20 protein-coding genes and 2 pseudogenes are annotated in these 19,960 nt (G+C 62.8%); 3 read left to right on the forward strand and 19 right to left on the reverse strand.

The window, feature by feature from the left end; genetic code table 11:
- The 3 genes from NKJ32_RS27940 to tnpA form a co-directional block, all read right to left on the reverse strand.
- A partial coding sequence (locus NKJ32_RS27940) for a Ros/MucR family transcriptional regulator (RefSeq protein ID WP_352829516.1) occupies nt 1-256 on the reverse strand: 256 nt, incomplete at its 3' end.
- A gap of 612 nt (nt 257-868) precedes the next feature.
- Entirely contained in the window at nt 869-1,141 is a 273-nt protein-coding gene (locus NKJ32_RS27945; RefSeq protein ID WP_352829543.1) for a hypothetical protein, read from the reverse strand.
- Between the two features lie 90 nt (nt 1,142-1,231).
- A complete protein-coding gene (gene tnpA / locus NKJ32_RS27950; RefSeq protein WP_352829518.1) occupies nt 1,232-1,627 on the reverse strand; it encodes an IS66 family insertion sequence element accessory protein TnpA in 396 nt (131 codons plus the stop codon).
- Nucleotides 1,628-2,178: 551 nt separating this feature from the next.
- On the opposite strand from tnpA, the gene NKJ32_RS27955 reads away from it, so the two are divergent.
- Nucleotides 2,179-4,299, forward strand: coding sequence for a DUF3363 domain-containing protein (locus NKJ32_RS27955; protein ID WP_352829520.1), 2,121 nt, complete (start codon nt 2,179-2,181; stop codon nt 4,297-4,299).
- A 119-nt stretch (nt 4,300-4,418) separates the two neighbouring features.
- Here NKJ32_RS27955 and NKJ32_RS27960 read toward each other — a convergent pair whose 3' ends face one another.
- Complete coding sequence (locus tag NKJ32_RS27960; RefSeq protein WP_352829540.1) at nt 4,419-4,868, reverse strand: helix-turn-helix domain-containing protein; 450 nt, start codon at nt 4,866-4,868, stop codon at nt 4,419-4,421.
- 39 nt (nt 4,869-4,907) lie between these two features.
- Between NKJ32_RS27960 and NKJ32_RS27965 the strand changes: the two genes are divergently transcribed.
- Nucleotides 4,908-5,645 carry a hypothetical protein gene (locus tag NKJ32_RS27965; protein WP_352829521.1) on the forward strand — a complete coding sequence of 246 codons (738 nt, stop codon included), beginning with the start codon at nt 4,908-4,910 and terminating at the stop codon, nt 5,643-5,645.
- Between the two features lie 55 nt (nt 5,646-5,700).
- On the opposite strand, the gene NKJ32_RS27970 is transcribed toward NKJ32_RS27965, so the two are convergent.
- The 15 genes and pseudogenes from NKJ32_RS27970 to NKJ32_RS28040 form a co-directional block, all read right to left on the reverse strand.
- The gene (locus NKJ32_RS27970; protein WP_352501421.1) at nt 5,701-6,429 is read right to left on the reverse strand and encodes a hypothetical protein; all 729 of its coding nucleotides are present in this window, start codon (nt 6,427-6,429) and stop codon (nt 5,701-5,703) included.
- Between the two features lie 213 nt (nt 6,430-6,642).
- Nucleotides 6,643-6,839 (reverse strand): annotated as a pseudogene (locus NKJ32_RS27975) (hypothetical protein); the annotation flags it as partial.
- Nucleotides 6,840-6,967: 128 nt separating this feature from the next.
- A pseudogene (locus NKJ32_RS27980) lies at nt 6,968-7,311 on the reverse strand (ATP-binding cassette domain-containing protein); the annotation flags it as partial.
- Between the two features lie 7 nt (nt 7,312-7,318).
- Complete coding sequence (locus NKJ32_RS27985) at nt 7,319-8,338, reverse strand: ROK family protein (RefSeq protein ID WP_352587493.1); 1,020 nt, start codon at nt 8,336-8,338, stop codon at nt 7,319-7,321.
- On the reverse strand, nt 8,338-9,060 hold the full coding sequence (locus tag NKJ32_RS27990; RefSeq protein WP_352587490.1) for a ribulose-phosphate 3-epimerase: 723 nt from the start codon (nt 9,058-9,060) through the stop codon (nt 8,338-8,340). The genes NKJ32_RS27985 and NKJ32_RS27990 overlap by 1 nt, the downstream gene beginning before the upstream one ends.
- A complete protein-coding gene (locus NKJ32_RS27995) occupies nt 9,057-9,884 on the reverse strand; it encodes an alpha/beta fold hydrolase (protein WP_352587487.1) in 828 nt (275 codons plus the stop codon). Before NKJ32_RS27995 ends, NKJ32_RS27990 begins: the two co-directional genes overlap by 4 nt.
- Nucleotides 9,884-10,702, reverse strand: coding sequence for a sugar phosphate isomerase/epimerase family protein (locus tag NKJ32_RS28000; RefSeq protein WP_352829524.1), 819 nt, complete (start codon nt 10,700-10,702; stop codon nt 9,884-9,886). The genes NKJ32_RS27995 and NKJ32_RS28000 overlap by 1 nt, the downstream gene beginning before the upstream one ends.
- Complete coding sequence (locus NKJ32_RS28005; protein ID WP_352587481.1) at nt 10,702-11,778, reverse strand: Gfo/Idh/MocA family protein; 1,077 nt, start codon at nt 11,776-11,778, stop codon at nt 10,702-10,704. Before NKJ32_RS28005 ends, NKJ32_RS28000 begins: the two co-directional genes overlap by 1 nt.
- 4 nt (nt 11,779-11,782) lie before the next feature.
- Complete coding sequence (locus tag NKJ32_RS28010) at nt 11,783-12,604, reverse strand: sugar phosphate isomerase/epimerase family protein (RefSeq protein WP_352587478.1); 822 nt, start codon at nt 12,602-12,604, stop codon at nt 11,783-11,785.
- A 188-nt stretch (nt 12,605-12,792) separates the two neighbouring features.
- The gene (locus tag NKJ32_RS28015; RefSeq protein WP_192254565.1) at nt 12,793-13,635 is read right to left on the reverse strand and encodes a carbohydrate ABC transporter permease; all 843 of its coding nucleotides are present in this window, start codon (nt 13,633-13,635) and stop codon (nt 12,793-12,795) included.
- 5 nt (nt 13,636-13,640) lie between these two features.
- Nucleotides 13,641-14,537, reverse strand: coding sequence for a carbohydrate ABC transporter permease (locus NKJ32_RS28020; RefSeq protein WP_352587475.1), 897 nt, complete (start codon nt 14,535-14,537; stop codon nt 13,641-13,643).
- Nucleotides 14,538-14,676: 139 nt separating this feature from the next.
- The gene (locus tag NKJ32_RS28025) at nt 14,677-15,924 is read right to left on the reverse strand and encodes an ABC transporter substrate-binding protein (protein ID WP_352587472.1); all 1,248 of its coding nucleotides are present in this window, start codon (nt 15,922-15,924) and stop codon (nt 14,677-14,679) included.
- A 120-nt stretch (nt 15,925-16,044) separates the two neighbouring features.
- Nucleotides 16,045-17,190 (reverse strand): ABC transporter ATP-binding protein, encoded by a 1,146-nt coding sequence (locus NKJ32_RS28030; RefSeq protein ID WP_352587469.1) that lies wholly within the window; start codon nt 17,188-17,190, stop codon nt 16,045-16,047.
- A 90-nt stretch (nt 17,191-17,280) separates the two neighbouring features.
- Nucleotides 17,281-18,231: a PfkB family carbohydrate kinase gene (locus NKJ32_RS28035; protein WP_352829526.1), complete on the reverse strand. Its 951-nt coding sequence runs from the start codon at nt 18,229-18,231 to the stop codon at nt 17,281-17,283.
- A gap of 3 nt (nt 18,232-18,234) precedes the next feature.
- A complete protein-coding gene (locus tag NKJ32_RS28040) occupies nt 18,235-19,035 on the reverse strand; it encodes a beta/alpha barrel domain-containing protein (protein WP_352587460.1) in 801 nt (266 codons plus the stop codon).
- Between the two features lie 162 nt (nt 19,036-19,197).
- Here NKJ32_RS28040 and NKJ32_RS28045 point away from each other — a divergent pair, with 162 nt between their 5' ends.
- Complete coding sequence (locus NKJ32_RS28045; RefSeq protein WP_352587532.1) at nt 19,198-19,959, forward strand: DeoR/GlpR family DNA-binding transcription regulator; 762 nt, start codon at nt 19,198-19,200, stop codon at nt 19,957-19,959.
- The last annotated feature ends 1 nt before the right edge of the window (nt 19,960 follow it).

Below are 19,960 nucleotides of genomic sequence, written 5' to 3' on the forward strand. Positions count from 1 at the left end.
ATTTGAACTTTTTCCCGTCTTCCAGGCATATGACGAAATCAGGTGACACTGACTTCTTGATCGACACCGCCGGCTCCAGTTTGGCCGCGATCGGAGCCACAGGTCTGCCGATCCCTTGCAAAGCGACATAGACATCCCCGATCAGCTTCGACAACTCGCCGACCGGCAGCGGATTGTTCGAAACGTAGGCGGAAACGATGTCGGCGGTGATTGATACGAGATCAGCCTGGTCGCTTGGGTCTGGAGAAACGGTCATCGAATTTCCTCTTGTCCAAAGGGCGCTTTGAAAACGGATAGTCTGTCTATTCGCCAATCAGGCAAATAATTCGTTGCTCCGCCAACAAACCTCATCCGTGTAAATATCAAGCAGGCAAGTTTCGCTGCGATCGTTCGGTCCGGCTGCAGACAAGTTGCCGATCGCGTCGGGGAAGCAGGAAGGCTTTCCTCCCTCGCTTCTCCGCGCGCCAAGCGCACAGCCCAACGCAAGCCAGCGCCATGAATCATGGCTCCTGCGTCGCAGGATTGAGCCATGAACAATTGTCGTCGCGACACTTTGTTGCGCGGTCCTGGTCCTCGCCCCGGCATGAATTGGCCCTCGCGCCTACCTTTTGTGGGACTCATAAGTGGGCTGCACCGCCTCGCGCCGATCGGCAGGATGGATGTTGCTGATGTGGCAGCCGGCATGCGCCCGAACGGCTGCCGCCTACTGGCTCAACGAATATCTGACGAACGGCGTGGTGCTTTTGAAGCACTTGCCACCCGCAGCTGACAACTCGTTTGCCACCAGGGCGCCGCGAGCCCATCGAGCCCCTTGCGCAGTCGGTATGACCGAGCGCCAGATGCACCTTCACGCCCGCCGGAACGACGATCATGATGCGTTCTCCCTTGTTGCCAGATGCAGCTTGATTGCATCCGCATTGCTGCCGACGGATGCAAAGACGCGCCGCCCGTCGTCCAGTTGGACTGCCATCATGCCGTCCGGCGGCCGCACGAGATTGCGCAGGTCAGTGAGTGCCGGCGGTTCGGTTTCCGCCCCATGGATGAGTGCAACCGTTGCCAATTGTGGCGCCTTGCGAGCGGTCAGGCCGAACTCGACACGCCAGCCGAAGGCATGCTGGTGGCCATCCCATGGCGGCGGCAAACCTCCGCCACACTGACGCCGGGCTTCTCCGTCTCCTGCACGATCGCCTGCTTCTGCGCGTCGCTGAAGCAACGCCGGTTCGACCGCCCGTCAACCCGCGGTCTCAAGCGATTGGCGCCGCACGCGATCAGCGCTGCTTAATTGAGCCCGGGCACTCGGATGCAACAGAGATCGCCGGTCCACTTCGGCTTCGAATTCCTCGAGACGAGCGCGCCATTTGCGCAGCGCATGGGGCGAAAGCCCGAGCGCCGCGGCATATTCGGCAAGCCCCAATCCGCTCCAGTTCATCGCCTCCACATGCGTGTCCCAGAACGCCTGCAATGCAATCGGGCCGGTGTCCGTACGCACGCTGTAGCGGTAGCGGCGCTGGCTCTTGCGTCGCTTCGGCAGCCCTTTCTTGCCCCGCTTTTCCGGCGTTTCCTGGTGCAATTTCCGCAGATATTCCGCACCTTTGCGCCGATCTTCCGGGCTCTCCAGATGCCGCACCCACGGCTCGAGAGTCGTCGTCGAAAGCTTGCGCCGGCGGCAATTATTCCTCCGCCTCAAAACGGCCCGATACCAGCTCGCGACATGCGTCGACCAGTACGAGTTGTTGGCCTTGTCCAGGAACGTTGAGGCACCGCCGGAGATCCTCCTCAACAAGAAGGAACCCCACATGTCGCGAGATTGCACTATCCGAAAGATGTGCAGGATCCGGACGGTCACCGAGGGGGGTGAGGGACAGCAAGGGTGCGAGGATGGGGGACAGTGGGGGTGATGGGGGACAGCAAGATAAAGCGAGCTGGCGCTCGCCGTCGCTTCGCTCCTAAGTATCTGTCTGCACATTGTTTTTTCGAGCGGACGCCGACGCAACGCGAAACGACGCGAGGTGCGGTGTTCACGGCTATTGACTATTCTGTTGATCTGAAAAGCAAAACTATCGTGCCGCAGCGATGTGCGATCCGCCATTCTTCGCCACAACAAGTCTTTGCGCGCCGTAGCACGCTATGCGCTCCGGCCATCTTGAAGCGCGGAATCTGACTCCCGATCCTGTCGTCATGGCAGATCGTGACAGCGACAGGTTCCAGGTTCGTACCGGCCGGACGCGGCGCAGCAGCACGCCGGTCAATTCGCGCGCGCTGCCCTTTGTGCGCCAGGTCGAGATCGCCATCCGCAAGCAGGGCGGCAATCCCAATCGCATCGGCACAAGCAGGAGCGACGGAAAGGGGAGTGGCCGCTTCAACGCCCGGGGCCGCGGCGGCAAGCTGGCGGCAGGGTTGCCAAAGGATGGTGGTGGGTGGAAGCAGGACTCCAATGGCGTCCGCTTTCGCTCCCGTCGCGTCGTGGTGAAGGCGCGCGTCGTCAAGCTGCCGGGGCGAGTGAAGGCGACCACCGGGCGCGCCCAAAAGTTCGTGACGACCAGCAAGGCCGTCGATGCGCATCTGCGCTATCTCCAGCGCGACGGCGTGACCACGGACGGCGAGAAGGGCAGGGTGTACTCGGCCTTCGAGGACGAGGCCGACGGCAAGGACTTCGTCGAGCGCGGACGCGGTGACCGACATCAGTTCCGCTTCATCGTCGCGCCGGAGGATGCCGCCGAGATGGAAGACCTGCGCTCCTTCACCCGCGATCTCATGCGGCAGATGGAAGCCGACCTTGACACGGGCCTCGACTGGGTCGCTGTCAACCACCACAACACCGGTCATCCGCATACCCACATCCTGGTGCGCGGCATCACCGGCGACGGCAAGATCCTGAACATCGCCGGCGACTACATCGCCCATGGCATCCGCCATCGGGCAACCGAGCTGGTGGAACGGGAACTCGGGCTGCAAAGCGAGATCGAAGTCGCCCGCAAGCTGGCCAACGAGGTGGACGCAGAACGGCTGACAAGACTCGACCGCATGCTGATCGCCGAACAGCAGGAGCACGATCTTGTCGACCTCCGTCCCAATGCCAGCGACAGCTACACCATTTCCAGCAATCGCTATCTGCTGATCGATCGGGCGAAGAGACTGGAGCACTTCGGCCTGGCGAACGAGCTCGAGCCCGGCCGATGGTTCATTTCCGATCGGGCCGAGAGCACGCTGCGGGCGCTTGGCGAGCGCAACGATATCATCAAGACCATGCACCGGGCGCTGGAGGAGCACGGCCTCGCCCATGAGCGGAGCGCGGCCCAATATGTCCTGCACCGGCAGACCATCACCGAGCCGGTCGTCGGCCGTGTGCTCGCCAAGGGGCTCGCCGGCGACGAGATGATCGACCGTCTGTCGCTCGTCGTCGATGGCGTGGACGGGCGCACGCACTATGTCGAGACCGCGGATGCGGCAAAGCTAAATGACGTTCAGCGCGGCCATATCGTGGCGCTCGATCCCATCCTGCCGAAGGAAGAGCCGCGTTCGGCTGACCGCAACATCGGCAGCGTTGCCGGCGAGGATGGCATCTATCGGCCGAGCAGACACCTGGAGGCGATCCGCGAGACATTTTTGGAGCAGGGCAAGGACCCGGATGCCTTCGTCCCTTTCCATGTTCGCCGTCTCGAAGCGCTGCGGCGGGCCGGCCATGTCGAGCGCATCGACGACGACCACTGGCGCATTCCGGAAAACTTGCCCGAGCGCGGCATCGCCTATGATGCCCGCAGCCGCGGCAGGGACTTCTCCGTCCGCGTGTTGTCGACGTTCGATCTTGATGCACAGGTCGGCAGCGACGGCGCCACCTGGCTGGACCGGGAGCTGGCGGCCAAAAGCCCGGTGCCGTTGGTCCGGTCAGGCTTTGGTCTCGACGTCGATAACGCTCTCGACAGGCGGGCTGCCCAGCTCGTCAGGATGGGCCATGCCGAACGCGATGCGGGGAGCGGGACCTTCACCTTCTCGCGCGACCTTGTTGCCACGCTGGAACTCCAGGAGGTCACGCGCGTCGGCAAGGAAATGGCCGCTGCGCGCGGCCTCACCTACGCGCCCGTTCAGCCCGGCAACTATGTCGGCGGCACGCTCCTTGGCTCGGTCCGCCTTGCCAGCGGGCGTTTTGCCATGCTGGACAACGGGCTCGGGCTTCAGCTCGTTCCCTGGCAGCCGATGCTCGAAAAGCGCATCGGCCAGCACATCAGCGGGCTCGTGCAAGACAGCGGCGGCATCGACTGGAGCTTCGGCAGAAAGCGCGGCGTTGGGATCGGGATGTGAGATGGGTCTGGACAACGCAGCAAATGAACTGTGACTTCCTCAACGAGTGACAGCGCTAGTTCAGGCCTCGCGCGATGAGCCGTGTCTGACCGCATGTAGACGATAGGAGCGAACGCGGGTCACTCAGGGCTTTGGCGAGCTTTGATAAGTCTCACTCCAGGTCCGCTACCGTTCTCGAGCATGAATTCTGTTCCGGCATCGGTCAATGCCTTGAGAATTTTCGCTGCGGTTCCAGGGCGCCCCCCGAGTGGGCCGTCTTCGGCCTCCAGACGAGCTATGGTTGGCTCAGACACCGAAGAGTGGCGTGCCAGGTCCGCCTGGGACCACCCAAGCAAGGCGCGCGCCGCTTTGATTTGGCGCGTACTAACCGTCTGCCGCAGTTTTGATAGATTTTCTATTGACATTCGGCGCGCCCAATTGATATTTTTTCTATCAATGCCTGATCTCGTAGCGTGCGTATCAACCAGCGCCGCGGGACGGAATTGGCCGCGGCAGGCGTTGGTGCACTTTAGCCCCAACACTGCTCTAGCGTGCAAAAAATAGCTGGACAGGATGTCCGCACATCCCATCCAGCTGACCACAACCGAAGCTTCTGAGGAGCTCGGATCATGGGTGATTCCGAGAATACCACGACTCTGCCTTTCGTCACTCGCCGACAAGTGCTTGCCGGAACCATCGCGGCTACCACAGCGTGGCAACTCGAAGGTAACGCGTCCGCAGGCGACGCCGGAAGGACGAATGCGCCTTCTGACCCAGCGCTGGCGCTTTGGCGGGAATGGGAGAAAACCCACAAGCTGACCGAGCGGCTTTGCCGCAAGCAGCAGCGCCTGGAGACGAGGCTTGTCTCGAAGGTCGGCTTTCCTTGCGCAACCGTGTGCCTGCCTGAGGGTGAGGATGTGACGGTCCACTCGATCGAGGCGCTCAATGAAGTGCTCGGCAAGCGCCCGGACACAGCGGATCTCCGGGAAAAGGCCGAAGCTGACCTCGCAGCGCATAAGGCACGCTGGGACACGGCTGCGGAGGAGGGCGGCTATGCTGCGGCCCTTCGAGCTGAGCGCGAGGCTGCCAACCGGGCGCAGGATCTGATGCAAGCGCTCTCAACGACGCCTGCCACGACTGTCGCCGGCGTCGCGGGTAAGCTCGATGCCGTGTTGCGCGAGGGTGAGGCCTGGGTGGAATGCTCCGTGTTTCCCTGGCCGCAAATCCGTTCGGCGCTCAGCGATCTGGTACGGATCGCCCAGCAGACGACGGACGACAAACCGCCCGCACCTGGCGGGCTGGCACCCGTCTCCGCGAGAAACGGCTTAAGAGCCGGTTGGCCTCGTAACGGCGGCTTGCTTGACTGAGATACGCGGCTGATCTCTTCCGGTCGAGTGGCTGCGCGGAAATAAGCCACCCATTTCATGACTTACGTCGTGGCAGGCCATTTTGTTTTGGGACGCAATTCTCGGGGAGCGGCTGTCTTTTGCAGAAGTGGGGATCGGTGAAATCCAACTCTTCGACTGAGCCGGTGATCAAGCCCCAACTGCGCTGCCGATCGATCGGGACTTCATAAAAGTCGTCGCCACCATGCTTGAAAGCCTCATCCTCCAGCGCGACGGCTACGCCCATTTCCCGGAGATATTGCTTCTTCTCCAGGTGAGCATTGGCTAGAACCTTGGCAACCCTCTTGGCGGATTTTATTTGAGTGAAGGTCCTGTCGCCATTTGAGTACAGGACGGCTTGTCCCTTGTGGACCGCGATAAAGTTGCGGTCGCTGTTGAGCCTTTTGACGCCACCAGCAAGGAACAAGGGGCAGGCAGACAGGCAGTTGGCTTCTTCGAATCGACCCTGGCCGTCAATCTCTGGCATCGTGCGACAGACCGAGGCTTTGTCTTTGCAAACTACGGGTGAAGTCCCAATAGCGATTGTCAGCTTGTTCTTTCTGGCGATCCTGCCGAGTTCCTGGGCGGACTGACGGTCACCACCGTTCGATGCCAAGACGATGGGCAGGTGAACTGCGCCGAGGCTCTTCAGCAGCTTGCGCAAAGCCGATGGGGACGAGGTTTCAATCGAACCTGCAGCGTAGATCCACGCAGGGCAGGTTGGTTCACATGCGGGGTCCGAGTTCCGGATCACCTGGAAGGTCATGACAGTATCCGGGGCCCATGCCAGTGCCGGCATCGTCGGCAGTGCTGCAAAAAAGGCCACAGTCAAGAGCACACGACGGCAGAGAGATCGAAAGAAAAGCAAAGCCGCCCCCCGGAAGCATTGTTAGAGAGCAATGAGGTGACGCTGCACGATGGTTTTGTCAACTCGGCCGATTCATCCGTCGCTCGCGCGCCGTCTTTCCGAGCCAAAGGAAGCTGTGATTGCGGCGGCATATATGCCGGCGCTGACATTCGTGTCGCCCGCCTCGACCCGTTGCAGGGTCGAGCGCGAGGTAAAGGCGCGCTCGCCACCAGCGCCATTGGGAGCCGCCGCCGGGCATCGTGGATATTCGCTCCCAGCCTGCGCAGGGCGCGTCTGACCGCGGCCGGAGGATTGTTGGGAGTGGGCATTTGACATCTTTGCACTACAGATTACGCCTTAAGACTCTTGAGATGGACATTCTCGCAAACGGCTACCGATCCGCGCGTTGTCGATCCTCCGCAGAGCGCAGGCTGCGGCCAGGGGCCACCATTCCGGATACGTCGGCCGCCTCCTTCACCTTGCGCTCCCGCTCCTGCGGCGGCACCCCAGTGATCTTCAGTGCGAAGCCCCCTATTCTCGGCCACGCTCATATGCGGATAGGCCGCATAGGACTGGAACACCATGGCCAGCCCACGCGCGGACGGGTCGATGTCGTTGGCGCGCACCGTCGATCATGAGGTCGCCTGCGCTGATCCTTTCCAGCCCGGCGATCAGGCGCGGCAGCGTGGACTTCCCTCAACCGGACGGGTCGACGAAGACGATGAATTCGCGGTCCTCGACGTCGAGGTCGATACCCCTGATGATCTCGGCGGCTCCATAGGATTTGCGCGCGCCGCGCAGCTTGAGCTCAGCCTTGGCTTGCCTCCCTGGCGCCGGTTGTCGTCTCCTCGTTCTGCACCATCGCCAGCGCCGTGCCGGGCTCGCCCTCCCATAGGATCAGGCTCGCCGCGCCGACCAGGCCCGCCTGGTCGCCAAGTTCGGCCGGAACGATCGGCACGTCGCGATAGGCTTGCATGGCGCGGTGCTCGACGGTCGCCCTGATGGTCGGTGCCAGGAGGTCGAAGCCGTTGGAAAGGCCGCCGCCCATGACGATCAGGTCGGGCGAGTAGAGATGCAGGAGGTTGGTGAAGCCGATGCCCAGCCACCGCGCCTCGGCCTCGACCAGTGGGCGAGCCGCCGCATCACCCGCCCGCGCGGCCTCGACGACGTGTCGCGCCGAGACGTCGCCATTGTTGGACAGCCGCCGGAGCAGCGAGCCGTCGCCCGGCGCGGTCAGCCGTGTCGCCCGGCGTCCGAGCGCCGTACCGGAGGCGACCGCCTCGAAGCAGCCGACGGCGCCGCAGAAGCAGCGGTCGCCTTCGCCGGTGATGGTCATGTGGCCGATCTCGGCCGCCAGCCCGCGCCTGCCGTGATAGATGTGGCCGTCGGCGATGACGCCGCCGCCAATGCCGGTCGACACGGTCACGAATACCAGCGATCCGGTGCCGCGGCCGGCGCCGAAGCGCCATTCGCCGAGGGCCGCCGCATTGGCGTCGTTCTCCAGCCGCACCGGCAGGCCGAACTGCCGGCTGAGGATGTCGATCAGCGGCACATTGTGCCAGCCGGCCAGTGTCGGCGGCCCGATGACGATGCCCGCCTTGGGGTCGAGCGGGCCGGGCGCACACATTCCGATACCGGTGACTTTCGCTTGTGGGTGCTCCTTGAGCAACATGTCCGCCAGCGTGATGATTTGGCCGATCACCGCCTCCGATCCTGCGACGGCAAGCGTCGGCGCCGAGACGCGGGCGACGACGTCGCCACCGCGCTCGACCAGCGCGCCGCGCAGCTCCGTGCCGCCGAGATCGAAGGCAAGCGCAAGCGTGCTCATCAGGCGGCTGCTTTCAGCCCGTGCAGCCAGGCGATGCGTTGCGCAAGGTCAGGGTCACCGAAGGCGAGCGAGCCCAGCACCACGGTGTCGGCGCCGGCGGCGCGCAGCAGCGGCACCGTCTCATGGCGGATGCCGCCATCGGCGGCGAGCACGATGTCGGCCTCGCGGCCCGCTTTCCGGATCAGCGCGCGCGCCTCGATGAGACGCGGGCAGGCCTGCTCGGACAGGCTCTGGCCCTTGACGCCGATCAAGGTGCCGAGAAGCGTGACGAACGCGACCTCGGGCAGGAAAGGCACGATTGCCGCGACCGGCGTCTCCAGCCTGAGCACGACGCCGGCCTCGGCGCCGAGCTCATGCGCCAGCTTGACGGCGCGCAAGCCCGCCTCGCCATTCTCGGCATGGATGGTGATGAGGTCGGCGCCGGCCTCGATGAACTGCCGCGTCTGCGCCTCGACGATTTCGGCCTCGACCATCAGATGCACATGGATCGGCTTCGCCGTCAGCTTGGCGATGCGCGCCACCAGATCCGGGAAGAACAGCAAGCCGGGGGTGAAGCGGGCGTCGGCGACGTCGACGTGATGCAGATCGGCATGGGCCTCGATGCGCTTCAGGTCGCGCTCCATATTGGCGAGATCGGCCGACCACAGCGAGAATTCGCCGAGCAGCCGGTTGCGCGGCAGAGCGGCTATCGCGGCGGGGCCTGAGAGAGATTTGCTGGTCATGACGGAATGAAGCTCCGGACGTTCGAGTGGGCGTGAAGGAAGGCCGAGATCTCGGCGTGTAATTCGGTGAAATGCCTGGCGCTGTCGAGCGCCTTGGGGGTGATCTCGGCGAAGATCGCATTGGGGATGACTGCGGCGAGCGTATAGGCGGCCGACAGCGGGTGGACCGCGTCGCTGGCGTTGCCAATGGCCAGCGTCGGGATGCGCAGGGCGGCGGCGTCGCGCTCGGAAATCCCGGGCCTGTCGGCGGCGATGTTGGCGAGCACCTGCGCAAAGGCGTGGGCGTCCGGCCGGTCGAAATAGCCGAACAGCGAGGACAGGTTGTCGGGCGCCTCGCGGTAAAGCCGCGTCGCCGTCTCGGATTGCGCGAAGATACTCCGCGCGCTCTCGGCGCCACGGTCGAGGATGAGTTCGGCGACCTCGGTTATAGGCTGCATGTTCACCGGTGCTGCCGTGAACTTCCACGCCGGCCGCACCAGCACCACCGCGGCGACGCGGTCGGGATGGCGGCAGGCGAGGCGGAGCGCGATCGCGGCACCCATCGAGACGCCGCCGGCAACGAAGCGGTCGAGGCCGGCCTGGTCGGCGGCCGCGAGCACATCGTCGGCGAACATCTCGAACGAAAATGGCCGGCGCTCGCCAAGGCCGGAGCCGCCATGGCCGCGGCATTCGAGCGTGATGCGACGAAAGCCTGTGGGGAAGGTCTGCGCAACCTGCGCCTCGCCGCCACCCAGCCCGTGCTGAAAGACGACCGCCAGCCCGTCGCCCGTATCGGAAACCCGAAGCGCGGCGCCATCGCGGAGCAGGATCGTCGGGCGCGCCATCACAGCAGCCCCTTGAGGAAACGGGCGACGCCGGGCGCTTCCCCGGCCGAAAGCCCATGTGTCACCAACGGCCCGTCGAAACCTGTCGCCTTCAGCCGGGCGATGAAGTCGGCGAAGTCGACGACGCCTTGCCCGGCGGTGGCAAAGCGGCCGTCGGCGAAACGGTCCTTGGCATGGGCCATGGCGACATGGCTTGCCGTGCGCTCGACTGCAGCCGCAACCATGGCGCGCGCCTGCGCGGTATCCGCCTGTTCGAACAGGTTTGCCGGATCGAGCACGATGCGCAGCCGCTTCGAACCCATCTCGGCGATGAGCCGCATCGCGTCAGGGGCGGAGGTGACGATGTTGGCCTGTTCGGGCTCGATCCCAAGATCGACACCGTGACGCTCGGCGAGTTCGAGCGCCTTTTCCATCTCGACCGCCATGTCGGTCCATGCCGAGGGATCGGCATTGTCAGGATGGTGCGCCCATTGGTCGTCACGATTGCGCGTTCCGGTGCAGAGCGTGACGAGCGGCGTGGAAAGCCTTGCGGCGGCTTCGATCACCACCGCCAGCCGACGCAAGCCATCGTCGCGTACCTGCTTGTCCGGATGCGCCATGTTGTAGGTGCCGGACAGCGCCACGAGACCGACGCCGGAGCTGTCGACTGCGGCATCGATTGCCCGGATCGCCGCTGCGGGAACATCATCCGGCATCGACGGCAGGCCGGCGCATGCGAGATTGAATTGGGTGACCGCAAAACCCGCGTCATGGACCGACGCCAGCACGCCGGCCGGCTCGCTGCCCGGGAAGGTCTTGGCGAACACCCCGATCTGCATCAGACCGCTCCCGTCACGCTGGCAATCTCGACGCGTTCGCCGCTCTCGACCGAGCGCGCGATCGCCACCATGGCGCGGATCGAGGCGAGCCCGTCGTCGACATTGGCGCCGCGCATCGGCTTGCCGTCGAGCACCGTCTCAGCGAGGCTTTCGAGCTGGCGGCGGAAGAAATGGCCGTCAGCGCCGAGCGGCTTTCGCGAGGTGGCGTCCTTCTCGTGAAAAATGTCGACTTCACTCGCCCGGAAGTACCAGGGATTGAAGGTCTTCGCGATCACCGAGCCGTTCTCGCCATAGAGCTGAAAACCCTCGTGCCAGTCCATGCGCACGGCGACGGTGAGGTCGAGATGGCCGAGCGCGCCATTGGCGAACTCGGTCTCGACGAACCAGCAATAGGCGCCGAATTTCTCGTTGAGGCGGGCGCGCACGGCGGTGATCTCGCCGCACAGGAAGCGCGCCGTATCGACGAGGTGCGAGCCATGCGCCAGCATGAAATACTGTCTGGGATCCGCCTTCGGGTTGCCGGCCGGCTTGCGCGCCAGCTTGCTGGTGACGGGCAGCGGCTGCACCGCGTCGGTGTTGGTGTAGCGATGGGTTGAGTCACAGTACCAGGCCTTCAGCGCCAGGATCTCGCCCATCTCTTCGCGCACGAAATCGCGCGCTGCCTCGAGCGCCGGATCGAAGCGCTTCATATGCCCGACCTGCAGCACCTTGCCGGAACGCCTGACCGCATCGGCCAGCTTTTCACCTTCCTCGACCGAGACGCCGATCGGCTTTTCGCATAGCACGTGCTTGCCGGCTTCCAGCGCCTTGATCGACATCGGCACGTGATAGGCGTCCGAGGTGGCGACGATCACCGCTTCCAGCGCAGGGTCGGCGAGCATCGCGTCATAGTCGCCATACATCTTCTGCGGTTCGTAGGTCGCGCCCATACGCGCGAGCAGATCGGGTGCTGCGTCGCAGATCGCATAGAGATCGGCATTGCTCGCCTTCACGCAGGACGCCAGATGCGCGAACTGCGCGATCGGCCCGCAGCCGAGCACACCGACACGAAGGCGACGGTCTTTCTTGCGGATCATCGTCTCAGGCTCCGTAGCCGCGCATGGTCTGGCGGTTGGTCTTGACCGCGCCGGCCGGATCGGCGGCGGCGGTCTCGGACTCTTCCTCCACCACCAGCCAGCCATTGAAGTTGGGTGCCGCACTGGCGATCTCGATCACCTTCGCGGTGTCGCAGACGCCCTTGCCGAGCATCGCCCAGGTGCCGCTCGCATCGACATCCTTCAGGTGCACGTAGCAGATGCGATCGCGATAGGTGGTGAGCGTGTCGGCCATGTCCTTGTGGCCGCGCAGGATGTGGCCGGTGTCCGGCACCCAGCCGACCAGCGAGGCATCGAGCAGCCCGAAGATACGGTCGCAATCGGGGCGGTCGTAGAGCAGCGTGTTGTGGTGCGAGCTCGGATGCACCGCGACCTGGACGCCGGCCCTGCGGCCGAGTTCACCAGCCTTGTTGTAGACCTCGGCCGCAATGGCGAACTTGTCGTCGCGCGGACCGTCCGACACGACGGTGGCCGAGCCCATGGACACCATCGCGCCCGGAAAGGCGGCGGCGAAATCGATCCAGCGCTTGGCGGTCTCGAGGTCGGCGCCGATCTTCTCCTTGAGTGTGAAGCCGCTGTCCGAACCGAACGCGAAGGAGACCAGCGTCAGGCCGGATGTCTTCAGCGCCGCAGCGAACTCCGCCGGCTTGCCGGCATAGCGGCCGATCATCGTGTCGGTGATCTCGATGCCGGCATAGCCGCCATCGGCGATCGCTTTGAGCAGGTCGTCGGGGCCGCCGGCAAAACGGTCTCCGAGCATTTCCCAGGTGAAGGTCTGGCAGCCGACTTTGAGGTCTTTCACGTTCATCCTTTCATTCCTTGATTCCACCTACATAGGCCCTTCGATGATGTGGCGCTGGAAGAACGGCTCCAGCACGATCAGCGGCGCTATGACGACGCCTGAGGCCGCGGCGATATCGCCTGCCAGCAGAGAAGGTCCAATCCATCGATTTCGATGCGCGGCCTACTCCATCAGTTCTCCGTGGGAGGGACATCCTACTTGACCGAGCCGGCGGTCATACCGGCGAGGAAGAACCTCTGGGCAACGAGGTAGATGAGCAAGAGCGGTAGCGAGCCGAGCACGCTCATTGCCATCATCTGGTTCCATTCGAAGGCGTGCTGCCCCATCAACAGCTGGATACCGATCGGGACGGTGCGCATGGACGTTGACTTCGTCAGCGTCAGCGCAAAGAGAAATTCGTTCCAGCACAACAGGAAGGTGTAGACCGACGTCGCCACGATACCAGGCAGTGAAATCGGGACGATCACCCGCCAGAGTGCGGTCCAGCTGCTGCCGCCGTCGACAGCCACCGCTTCATCGAGATCGCGGGGCAAGGTGTTCAGATATCCCGTCATCAGGAGGATCGCGTAGGGCAGCGTAAACACCAGGTAAGTCAGGATCAGTGCGACGTAGGTGTCGAAGATGCCATACGAGACGACAAGCCCGAAGAAGGGGATCAAAAGCGTGATCGGCGGGATCGTCTGCGTGCTGATGATGAGTGTGTTGAGGCTGCCCTTGCCGCGGAAATTGAAACGGCTGAACCCATAGGCCGCCAGCAAGGCGATCAGCACCGTCAGCACGGTCACCGCCCCGGCCACGAAGTAGCTGTTGAAGAAGAAGCGCAGCTTTACCGGGTCGCCAAGGATGGCCGCATACGCTTCCAGCGTGAAGGCCTTCGGCAGGACGGTTGGTGGCAGGGCAAAGATTTCGGTATTCGACTTGAACGAGCTGCTCAGCATCCAGTAGATCGGGAAGGCCGCGAAAAAGAGCCCTGCGGCAAGCGCGACATGCAGCGCGACGGTGATCAGCCTGTCTTTCGGCGTGTGCCTTTTCCTCATGGTGACTACCGAGCCTTTTGATAGCGGATGTAGAACAGCGTCAGGCCGAGAGAGATCAGCAGGATGACCACGGCGCTTGCCGACGCCTGCGACAGGTTGTAGCTCGAAAACGCCAGCTTGTACGTGTAGGTGCTGAGGACCTCGGTCGAATAGATCGGACCGCCGCCCGTCGTTATCCAGATCAATGGAAAGACCTGCATGGTCCAGATGAAGTCGAGCAGCGAGATGCTGATGATGATCGGCATCAGCTGCGGGATCGTGATGAAGATCAGCTTCTGGTAGGCCTTAGCCCCGTCGATATCGGCGGCCTCGTAGAAATCCTTGGGAATGCCCTGCAAGCCTGCGAGCAGGCTGACCATGAAAAGCGGGTAGCCCGCCCAGATATTGGCGAAGGTGACGGCGTGCAGCGCGGTCTCGGGCGAGGAAAACCACTCGACCTTGGAACCGATGATGCCGATTTGCATGAGAACGCTGTTCACGACACCGTTCGGCTCAAGCAGGAGGCGCCAGATCACGGCGATAATCACCGCGGTGAACAGCCAGGGCAGAATGTAGAGCACGCGCAGGATATTGCGCAGCGTCGGATTGATGCGCTCGCTGTTCAGCATGAGCGCGAAGATCATGCCGATGGTCATGTGGAAAATGACACTCATGCATGTGAAGTAGAGCGTGTGCCACAGCGAAGCCCAGAACACCGGATCGTTAAAGATCGCCTGGTAGTGTTTCAGTCCGGCAAAGGACGGGTCACGACGCAGCACCGCGCTGTTCTGGAACGAGTAGGCAATCACCGTCACCATCGGCAGCAGCATCAGAAGCCCGATTATGAGCAGCGAGGGCGACAGATAGAGGTAGGGTGCGACCGCTCGTTTCAGCTTGTGGTGGGAGCGCTTTTGCCGGGTCATGTGCCAACCTTGGGATACGCCTTCAGCGAGAAGGTAAGCTTCGGAAACAGGTCCATCTCAAATTGCCGATCCGTTGTTGCCGGGTGGCCTGCCCGAAGTCAGGCCACCCGGTCGAACATAGCAAACGGGAAAAGGCCGATCAGAATTTCGCCATCCAGCCCTTCTGAGCGGTGGCTGCAGCTTGTTCCGGAGACTGCTCGCCGGCGAGCATCTTCTGGGCTTGAACGTCGAACTGGGTCATCAGGTCTTCAGCCACCGGCAGGCCCGTGAACTCATTGGCGAGATAACCGGTCTTGAAGATTTCGAAAGCCTTGCCGAAAGCTTTGTCCGAGGTCACGAAATCGGGTTTGGCGTTGACGTTGCCCGGGAAGGCGTTTGCAAGCGACACGAGCTTGGCGTTCACCTCTTCACTCATCAGATATTGGACGAGTTTCCAGGCTTCCTCCTGATGTTTCGAGGCAGCAGAGATGCCGATGCCCCAGGAGGCATAGGGAAGGCCGCGCTTGCCGGTATAGTTTTCTACGACCGGGACCGGGATGAGGTCGAAGTTCAGCTTGGGGTTGCGTTTGCGGATGAGGTTCACATGCGCGAGCGAGTCGATCATCATCCCGACGCGGTCGTTGACGAATTCCTCGACCTTTTCCTGCTCGGTCTTAGTGGCGATGCCGGGCGAGATGGTGCCGGCGTCGTTGAGTGATTTGACGAAGGTGAGCATATCCACCACCGGCTTGCCCTCGAGAGCGGGCTTGCCGTTCGCCATCATCGACTGACCCGAAGCCCAAACCCAAGACATCATGTCGTTCTGGACGCCGGATGGCGTTTGCAGCGACAGGGGCAACACCCAGCCATACTGGTTCTTGTCGGCGTGCGTCATCTTCTTGGCGGCTTCGAGAAACTCCGCGCGGGTCGACGGCAGCTTGGTCACGCCTGCCTGGGCGGCGAGGTCCAAATTCACGAAGACCGGATAAACGAAGGAAGCCACGGGAAACATCACCGCCTTGCCGTCCACCTTGATGATGTCCGCGACCTGGCTCTTGTCGAAACCACTCGCATCCATCATCGGACTCATGTCGGCGAGTGCGCTCTGCGCATTCAGATTGTTCACCCAGGCGCCGTCGAGACCGACGACGTCGCTGAGCGTTCCGGTTGCGGCACCCACCGAGATCTGGTCTCGCGTGGTCGCGTAGGGGCCGCTGACCAATGTCACCTTGATTCCGGGGTTTGCGGCCTCGAAGTCATCCATGATTGCCCTGAGCGAGCCAGCCGGCAATTCAGGCTCCCACCATTGGGTGAATTCCAGCGTCGTGTCCGCCATGGCGCTGGTTGCGCCAAGCAACCATGCGGCCGCGGCTATTTTCAGCATCGCGGGTTGCATCCGAAACATCATTTTCTCCTCCTTCTACAAGATCGACCGCACAATGCGGACGATCGTCTGGTTTATTCAGAAGCCTTCTTGCGAGTATCTTTCGCAGGCGCCTCCCTCTCGCCTGCGGTCTGCTGCAGATCTTCAGATCGCTAGATGCGTCTCGGGATCGAAGAAATGGAACTTGGCATCATCCACGGCCAACCGGATTTCCGAGTCGGAGTGGATGGCGCTGGCCGGTTCGAATCTCGCCACTGCGTTCGATGCCAGGCCAAAATCCTCCGCTGCGTCCGGATCGCCGGAGTCCACCCGGACCGCGTCGATGTTCAGGTGGACGATATGTTCAGAGCCGAGCTCTTCGATCGAAGTCACCTTTGCGGGTATCGTCTGATAATTGCGGCCGGATTCGAGGCTGCTGTCATAAAGATCCTCGGGCCGTATGCCGAACACGATCTTGCAGCCCTCATAGGACCTCAGAGCGGGCCTGCCGACGAAAGCTGCATCCTGCAATCGGATGGCGAAGTCGCGAAAACCGAGCTCGCCGCCCTTTAGGGTCGCTTCGAAAAGGTTCATCGACGGAGAACCGATGAAGCCGGCGACGAAGGCATTCACCGGCGACTCATACAGTCTCTTGGGTGTGTCGACCTGCTGCAGCACGCCGCCCTTCAACACCGCGACCCTGTCGCCCATCGTCATCGCTTCGATTTGGTCGTGGGTCACGTATATGGTCGTTACGCCGAGCTGCTTTTGCAGGCTGGTGATTTCGGCGCGCATTTGAACACGCAGTTTCGCATCGAGGTTGGAAAGGGGTTCGTCCATGAGAAAGGCGGCCGGCTCGCGTACCATGGCGCGGCCCATGGCAACCCGTTGGCGCTGTCCGCCTGACAGGTTCGCGGGTTTGCTGTCCAGCAAAGACGTCAGCTGAAGGGTTTTGGCGATCTCGCCCACGCGCTTCTTGCGCTCGGCCTTCGGCTTGCCTGCCAGCCGCATCGAAAAGGCGATGTTTTCGAACACCGTCATATGCGGGTAGAGTGCGTAGCTCTGGAAGACCATCGCGATGTCGCGGTCCTTGGGCGGCATGTCGACGACGTCGACTCCGCCGATCCGAAGGCTGCCGCTGGTGATGTCCTCCAATCCCGCGATCATTCGCAACGCGGTGGATTTGCCGCAGCCGGACGGCCCGACGAGAATCAAGAACTCGCCGTCCTCGACCGATAGGTTCAATTGGTCGATTGCGCGAAAATTGTTCCCGTAAGTTTTGCAGATATTCTCTAGAATGACTTCTGCCATCTTCCTGCCTCCACAAGTATAAGCCAATGATTCTTATAATTATTCTCGGCTTATGTTCACCTGCGAAATGTTTCCTCGGATAGTTTCAGGCTATGTTCCAGTATCGACATACGCATTTTTCAGTTCGACTGCTGACGGCGCGTTCGTCGATGCCAGGAGTTCCGTGACCTGGTCGTCGGTCGGAAGCGCCTCGCGCCCGCCACGCCCCGTTATCGAGAGGGCCGCCGCCGCGGCCGCGAATGCCACCCGGCCTGCGGTGTCGGCTCCGCGCATCAACGCATGGGCGTAGGCGCCATGAAAGCAGTCACCCGCGCCGGTCGAGTCGACGACCACAACCCGGTGCGGGGGCAGATGCCAGAGACCTGTCTCTTTACGCCCGCGATAGTACACGCCCCTGCCGCCATCGGTCAGAACCACGGCGGACCGCGACGGCGACCACAATGCATCGAGCAACTCGGCGGGCGATCGGCGCCCTGTGGCAGTCCGCGCAAAGCCGAGGGGAAGAATGAGATGGTCGCAGAGCGCGATCAGCCGCTCCGTGGCTGGGCCGCAGCTCCATTCGATATCGCCGAGGATCGCAAGGCCGAGATCGCGAGCGCGAGCCACGACATCCAGCGACCGGATCGCGTAGCTATCGACGATCAGGACAGTCGCGCGGCTGAGGACCTCGTCCGGGAAGTCCGACGCGGTGCCCAGCATCGCGTCGTCCTCATACGCGATGAACCGTTCCCCGTCCGAGCCGACGGTAATGTGCGAGCGCACCGGGCGCGCGTCCGGGTGGCGCGGCGCGAATTCGGTTTCAACACCGCTCGCAACGAGATCGCGCAGCACGGCGTCGTCAGCGGCGCTGCCCAGCCATCCGACGAACCCGGCGCTTCCGCCGAGCCGCGCGACGGCGGCTAGCGCCGTCGCGACATTTCCCCCGAAAGACCGGGCACTATGCAGAACCTTCCCCTTGCCCGCCGACAACGGCTGATCGACATAGACGATGTCGTCGATCGCAATAGCGCCGAAGCCGAGGATTGAAGGGACGGTGGGCATCGTTCAGGCACCCGCCTTTGCCAGGGCGTCTTGCGCCGAAAGGCCGTCATGGATGACGCCCCGAAAGGCAAGCGCAGCCTTCTCCGGATCGCCATGCCCCCAGAGATTGCGGCCTACCACGGCACCGCGTGCGCCGGCACGGATGGCGTCCGCCGTCTGCTTAAGCGCGCCGAGCAGCGTATCGGTTTTCGGACCACCGGCGATCACAACCGGCACCGGGCAGGTCCGGACGGTCTCTCGGAACGACTCGAAATCGCCCGTGTAGCCGATCTTGATCACGTCGACGCCGGACTCGTAGCCGATGCGCGCCGCATAGGCGATCTCGTCGGGGGTGAAGACGATCTTTGCTCCGTCGGTGAAATCGCGAGGGTAGATATGCGCCACCACAGGCATGCCGTAGCGGGCCGCTGCATTCACCGAATCGGTCAGCCAGCGTATGTATTTGCCCTCGGTGGCGCCGCGCACCGGAATGGCCACGGCCAACGCATCGGCCCCGGCGCGCACCGCATCCTCGGGCGTTGCGATCAACTCGCTGATGCGATCGTCCGGAGTGAAGCAGCCCGCCTGAATCACCAAGGAAGCCCTGCCCGCATATTGCGGCCACAGATGGCGCGCGGTGCCAGGCTGGATGCTGACGTAGTCGGGTCTGCCCGCCATGACGCGGGCAAGCGCACCCGGCAGGTCGGCAAGGCCGCCTTTGCGCACGTCACCATAGCCGACGAAGTGGTCGACGGCGCCGCCAAAAAGGTTCCCCGATGGATGCGAGAAGAGGCGCGCAAGACGCACCTTGGTTCCTAGGCTCATGAGTGCAAAATTCCTCAATCGTTTGATTTCAAAATCCTGGACCCAGTGTTTCCGAAAGAAATAAGAAAAACAATCTTTCGAAAGCTTTCGAATTTGCGTATTTTTGCTAAGGTGAGCCGAGGCCAGAGCGGTTGCTTGGCGCAGGGAGGCAAGGGCAGGGCAATGTTGTCGGAGCAGAGACGCCAATCGATCCTGGGTGAGGTGCAACGCAGCGGACAGGTTCGCACGAAGGACCTGTCAGACGGGTTTGGCGTGTCGGAAGTCACGGTGCGCTCCGACCTCGAGATACTGGACCGAAAGGGACTACTGACCAAGACCCGTGGAGGGGCGGTGACCCGTACCACCGATTCGACTACGGCCGCGTTCGCCCGGCGGATGCAAGCGAACCTCGACGCAAAGAAGCGCATCGCCCGGGCGGCGGTAGACCTCTTCGAGGACAACCAATCGGTCATCTTCGACGGCGGCTCGACATTGATGCAGCTTGCCATGCAGTTACCGCCGCTCAGCAATGTCGTGGTCGCGGCCACGGCCATGAATATCGTGCAGCACCTTATGCATCGTCCCGGGCTCGACGTTCATATGATCGGCGGCCGGGTCTATCCCGACACGGTGAGCACACTGATCACCGATGCCGATACGGCTCTCGGCGGCTTGGTGGCGCATCAGGTCTTTGTTGGAGCGCATGCGATAGACTCGTCACTGGATGTGGTCGACGTGAACGAAGACATGGCGCGAACGAAGCGAAACCTCGTTCGCATGGCCCGGCGCGTTGTCCTCCTCGCCGATTCGAGCAAATGGGGCGTCAGCGGGACCTCCAAGGCATTTTCGCTGTCGGCCGTCGATGTGGTGATCACCGACGATGGCCTGCCCGGTCCAATACGCAGCCAGCTTGATAGGACCAGGGCCAAGGTGATCTATGCCTGAA

It is taken from the genome of Mesorhizobium sp. M0159 (assembly GCF_040322295.1).
Lineage (GTDB): Bacteria > Pseudomonadota > Alphaproteobacteria > Rhizobiales > Rhizobiaceae > Mesorhizobium.

Coding starts and splice junctions, on each gene's coding strand:
- NKJ32_RS28045 (WP_352587532.1), top strand. CDS start 19,198: ATGTTGTCGGAGCAGAGACGCCAATCGATCCTGGGTGAGGTGCAACGC.
- NKJ32_RS28040 (WP_352587460.1), bottom strand. CDS start 19,035: ATGAGCCTAGGAACCAAGGTGCGTCTTGCGCGCCTCTTCTCGCATCCA.
- NKJ32_RS28000 (WP_352829524.1), bottom strand. CDS start 10,702: ATGCAGATCGGGGTGTTCGCCAAGACCTTCCCGGGCAGCGAGCCGGCC.
- NKJ32_RS28035 (WP_352829526.1), bottom strand. CDS start 18,231: ATGCCCACCGTCCCTTCAATCCTCGGCTTCGGCGCTATTGCGATCGAC.
- NKJ32_RS27960 (WP_352829540.1), bottom strand. CDS start 4,868: ATGGGATGTGCGGACATCCTGTCCAGCTATTTTTTGCACGCTAGAGCA.
- NKJ32_RS28005 (WP_352587481.1), bottom strand. CDS start 11,778: ATGATCCGCAAGAAAGACCGTCGCCTTCGTGTCGGTGTGCTCGGCTGC.
- NKJ32_RS27970 (WP_352501421.1), bottom strand. CDS start 6,429: ATGACCTTCCAGGTGATCCGGAACTCGGACCCCGCATGTGAACCAACC.
- NKJ32_RS28020 (WP_352587475.1), bottom strand. CDS start 14,537: ATGACCCGGCAAAAGCGCTCCCACCACAAGCTGAAACGAGCGGTCGCA.
- NKJ32_RS27965 (WP_352829521.1), top strand. CDS start 4,908: ATGGGTGATTCCGAGAATACCACGACTCTGCCTTTCGTCACTCGCCGA.
- NKJ32_RS27955 (WP_352829520.1), top strand. CDS start 2,179: ATGGCAGATCGTGACAGCGACAGGTTCCAGGTTCGTACCGGCCGGACG.
- NKJ32_RS28015 (WP_192254565.1), bottom strand. CDS start 13,635: ATGAGGAAAAGGCACACGCCGAAAGACAGGCTGATCACCGTCGCGCTG.
- NKJ32_RS28025 (WP_352587472.1), bottom strand. CDS start 15,924: ATGATGTTTCGGATGCAACCCGCGATGCTGAAAATAGCCGCGGCCGCA.
- NKJ32_RS27995 (WP_352587487.1), bottom strand. CDS start 9,884: ATGGCGCGCCCGACGATCCTGCTCCGCGATGGCGCCGCGCTTCGGGTT.
- NKJ32_RS28010 (WP_352587478.1), bottom strand. CDS start 12,604: ATGAACGTGAAAGACCTCAAAGTCGGCTGCCAGACCTTCACCTGGGAA.
- NKJ32_RS27985 (WP_352587493.1), bottom strand. CDS start 8,338: ATGAGCACGCTTGCGCTTGCCTTCGATCTCGGCGGCACGGAGCTGCGC.
- NKJ32_RS28030 (WP_352587469.1), bottom strand. CDS start 17,190: ATGGCAGAAGTCATTCTAGAGAATATCTGCAAAACTTACGGGAACAAT.
- NKJ32_RS27990 (WP_352587490.1), bottom strand. CDS start 9,060: ATGACCAGCAAATCTCTCTCAGGCCCCGCCGCGATAGCCGCTCTGCCG.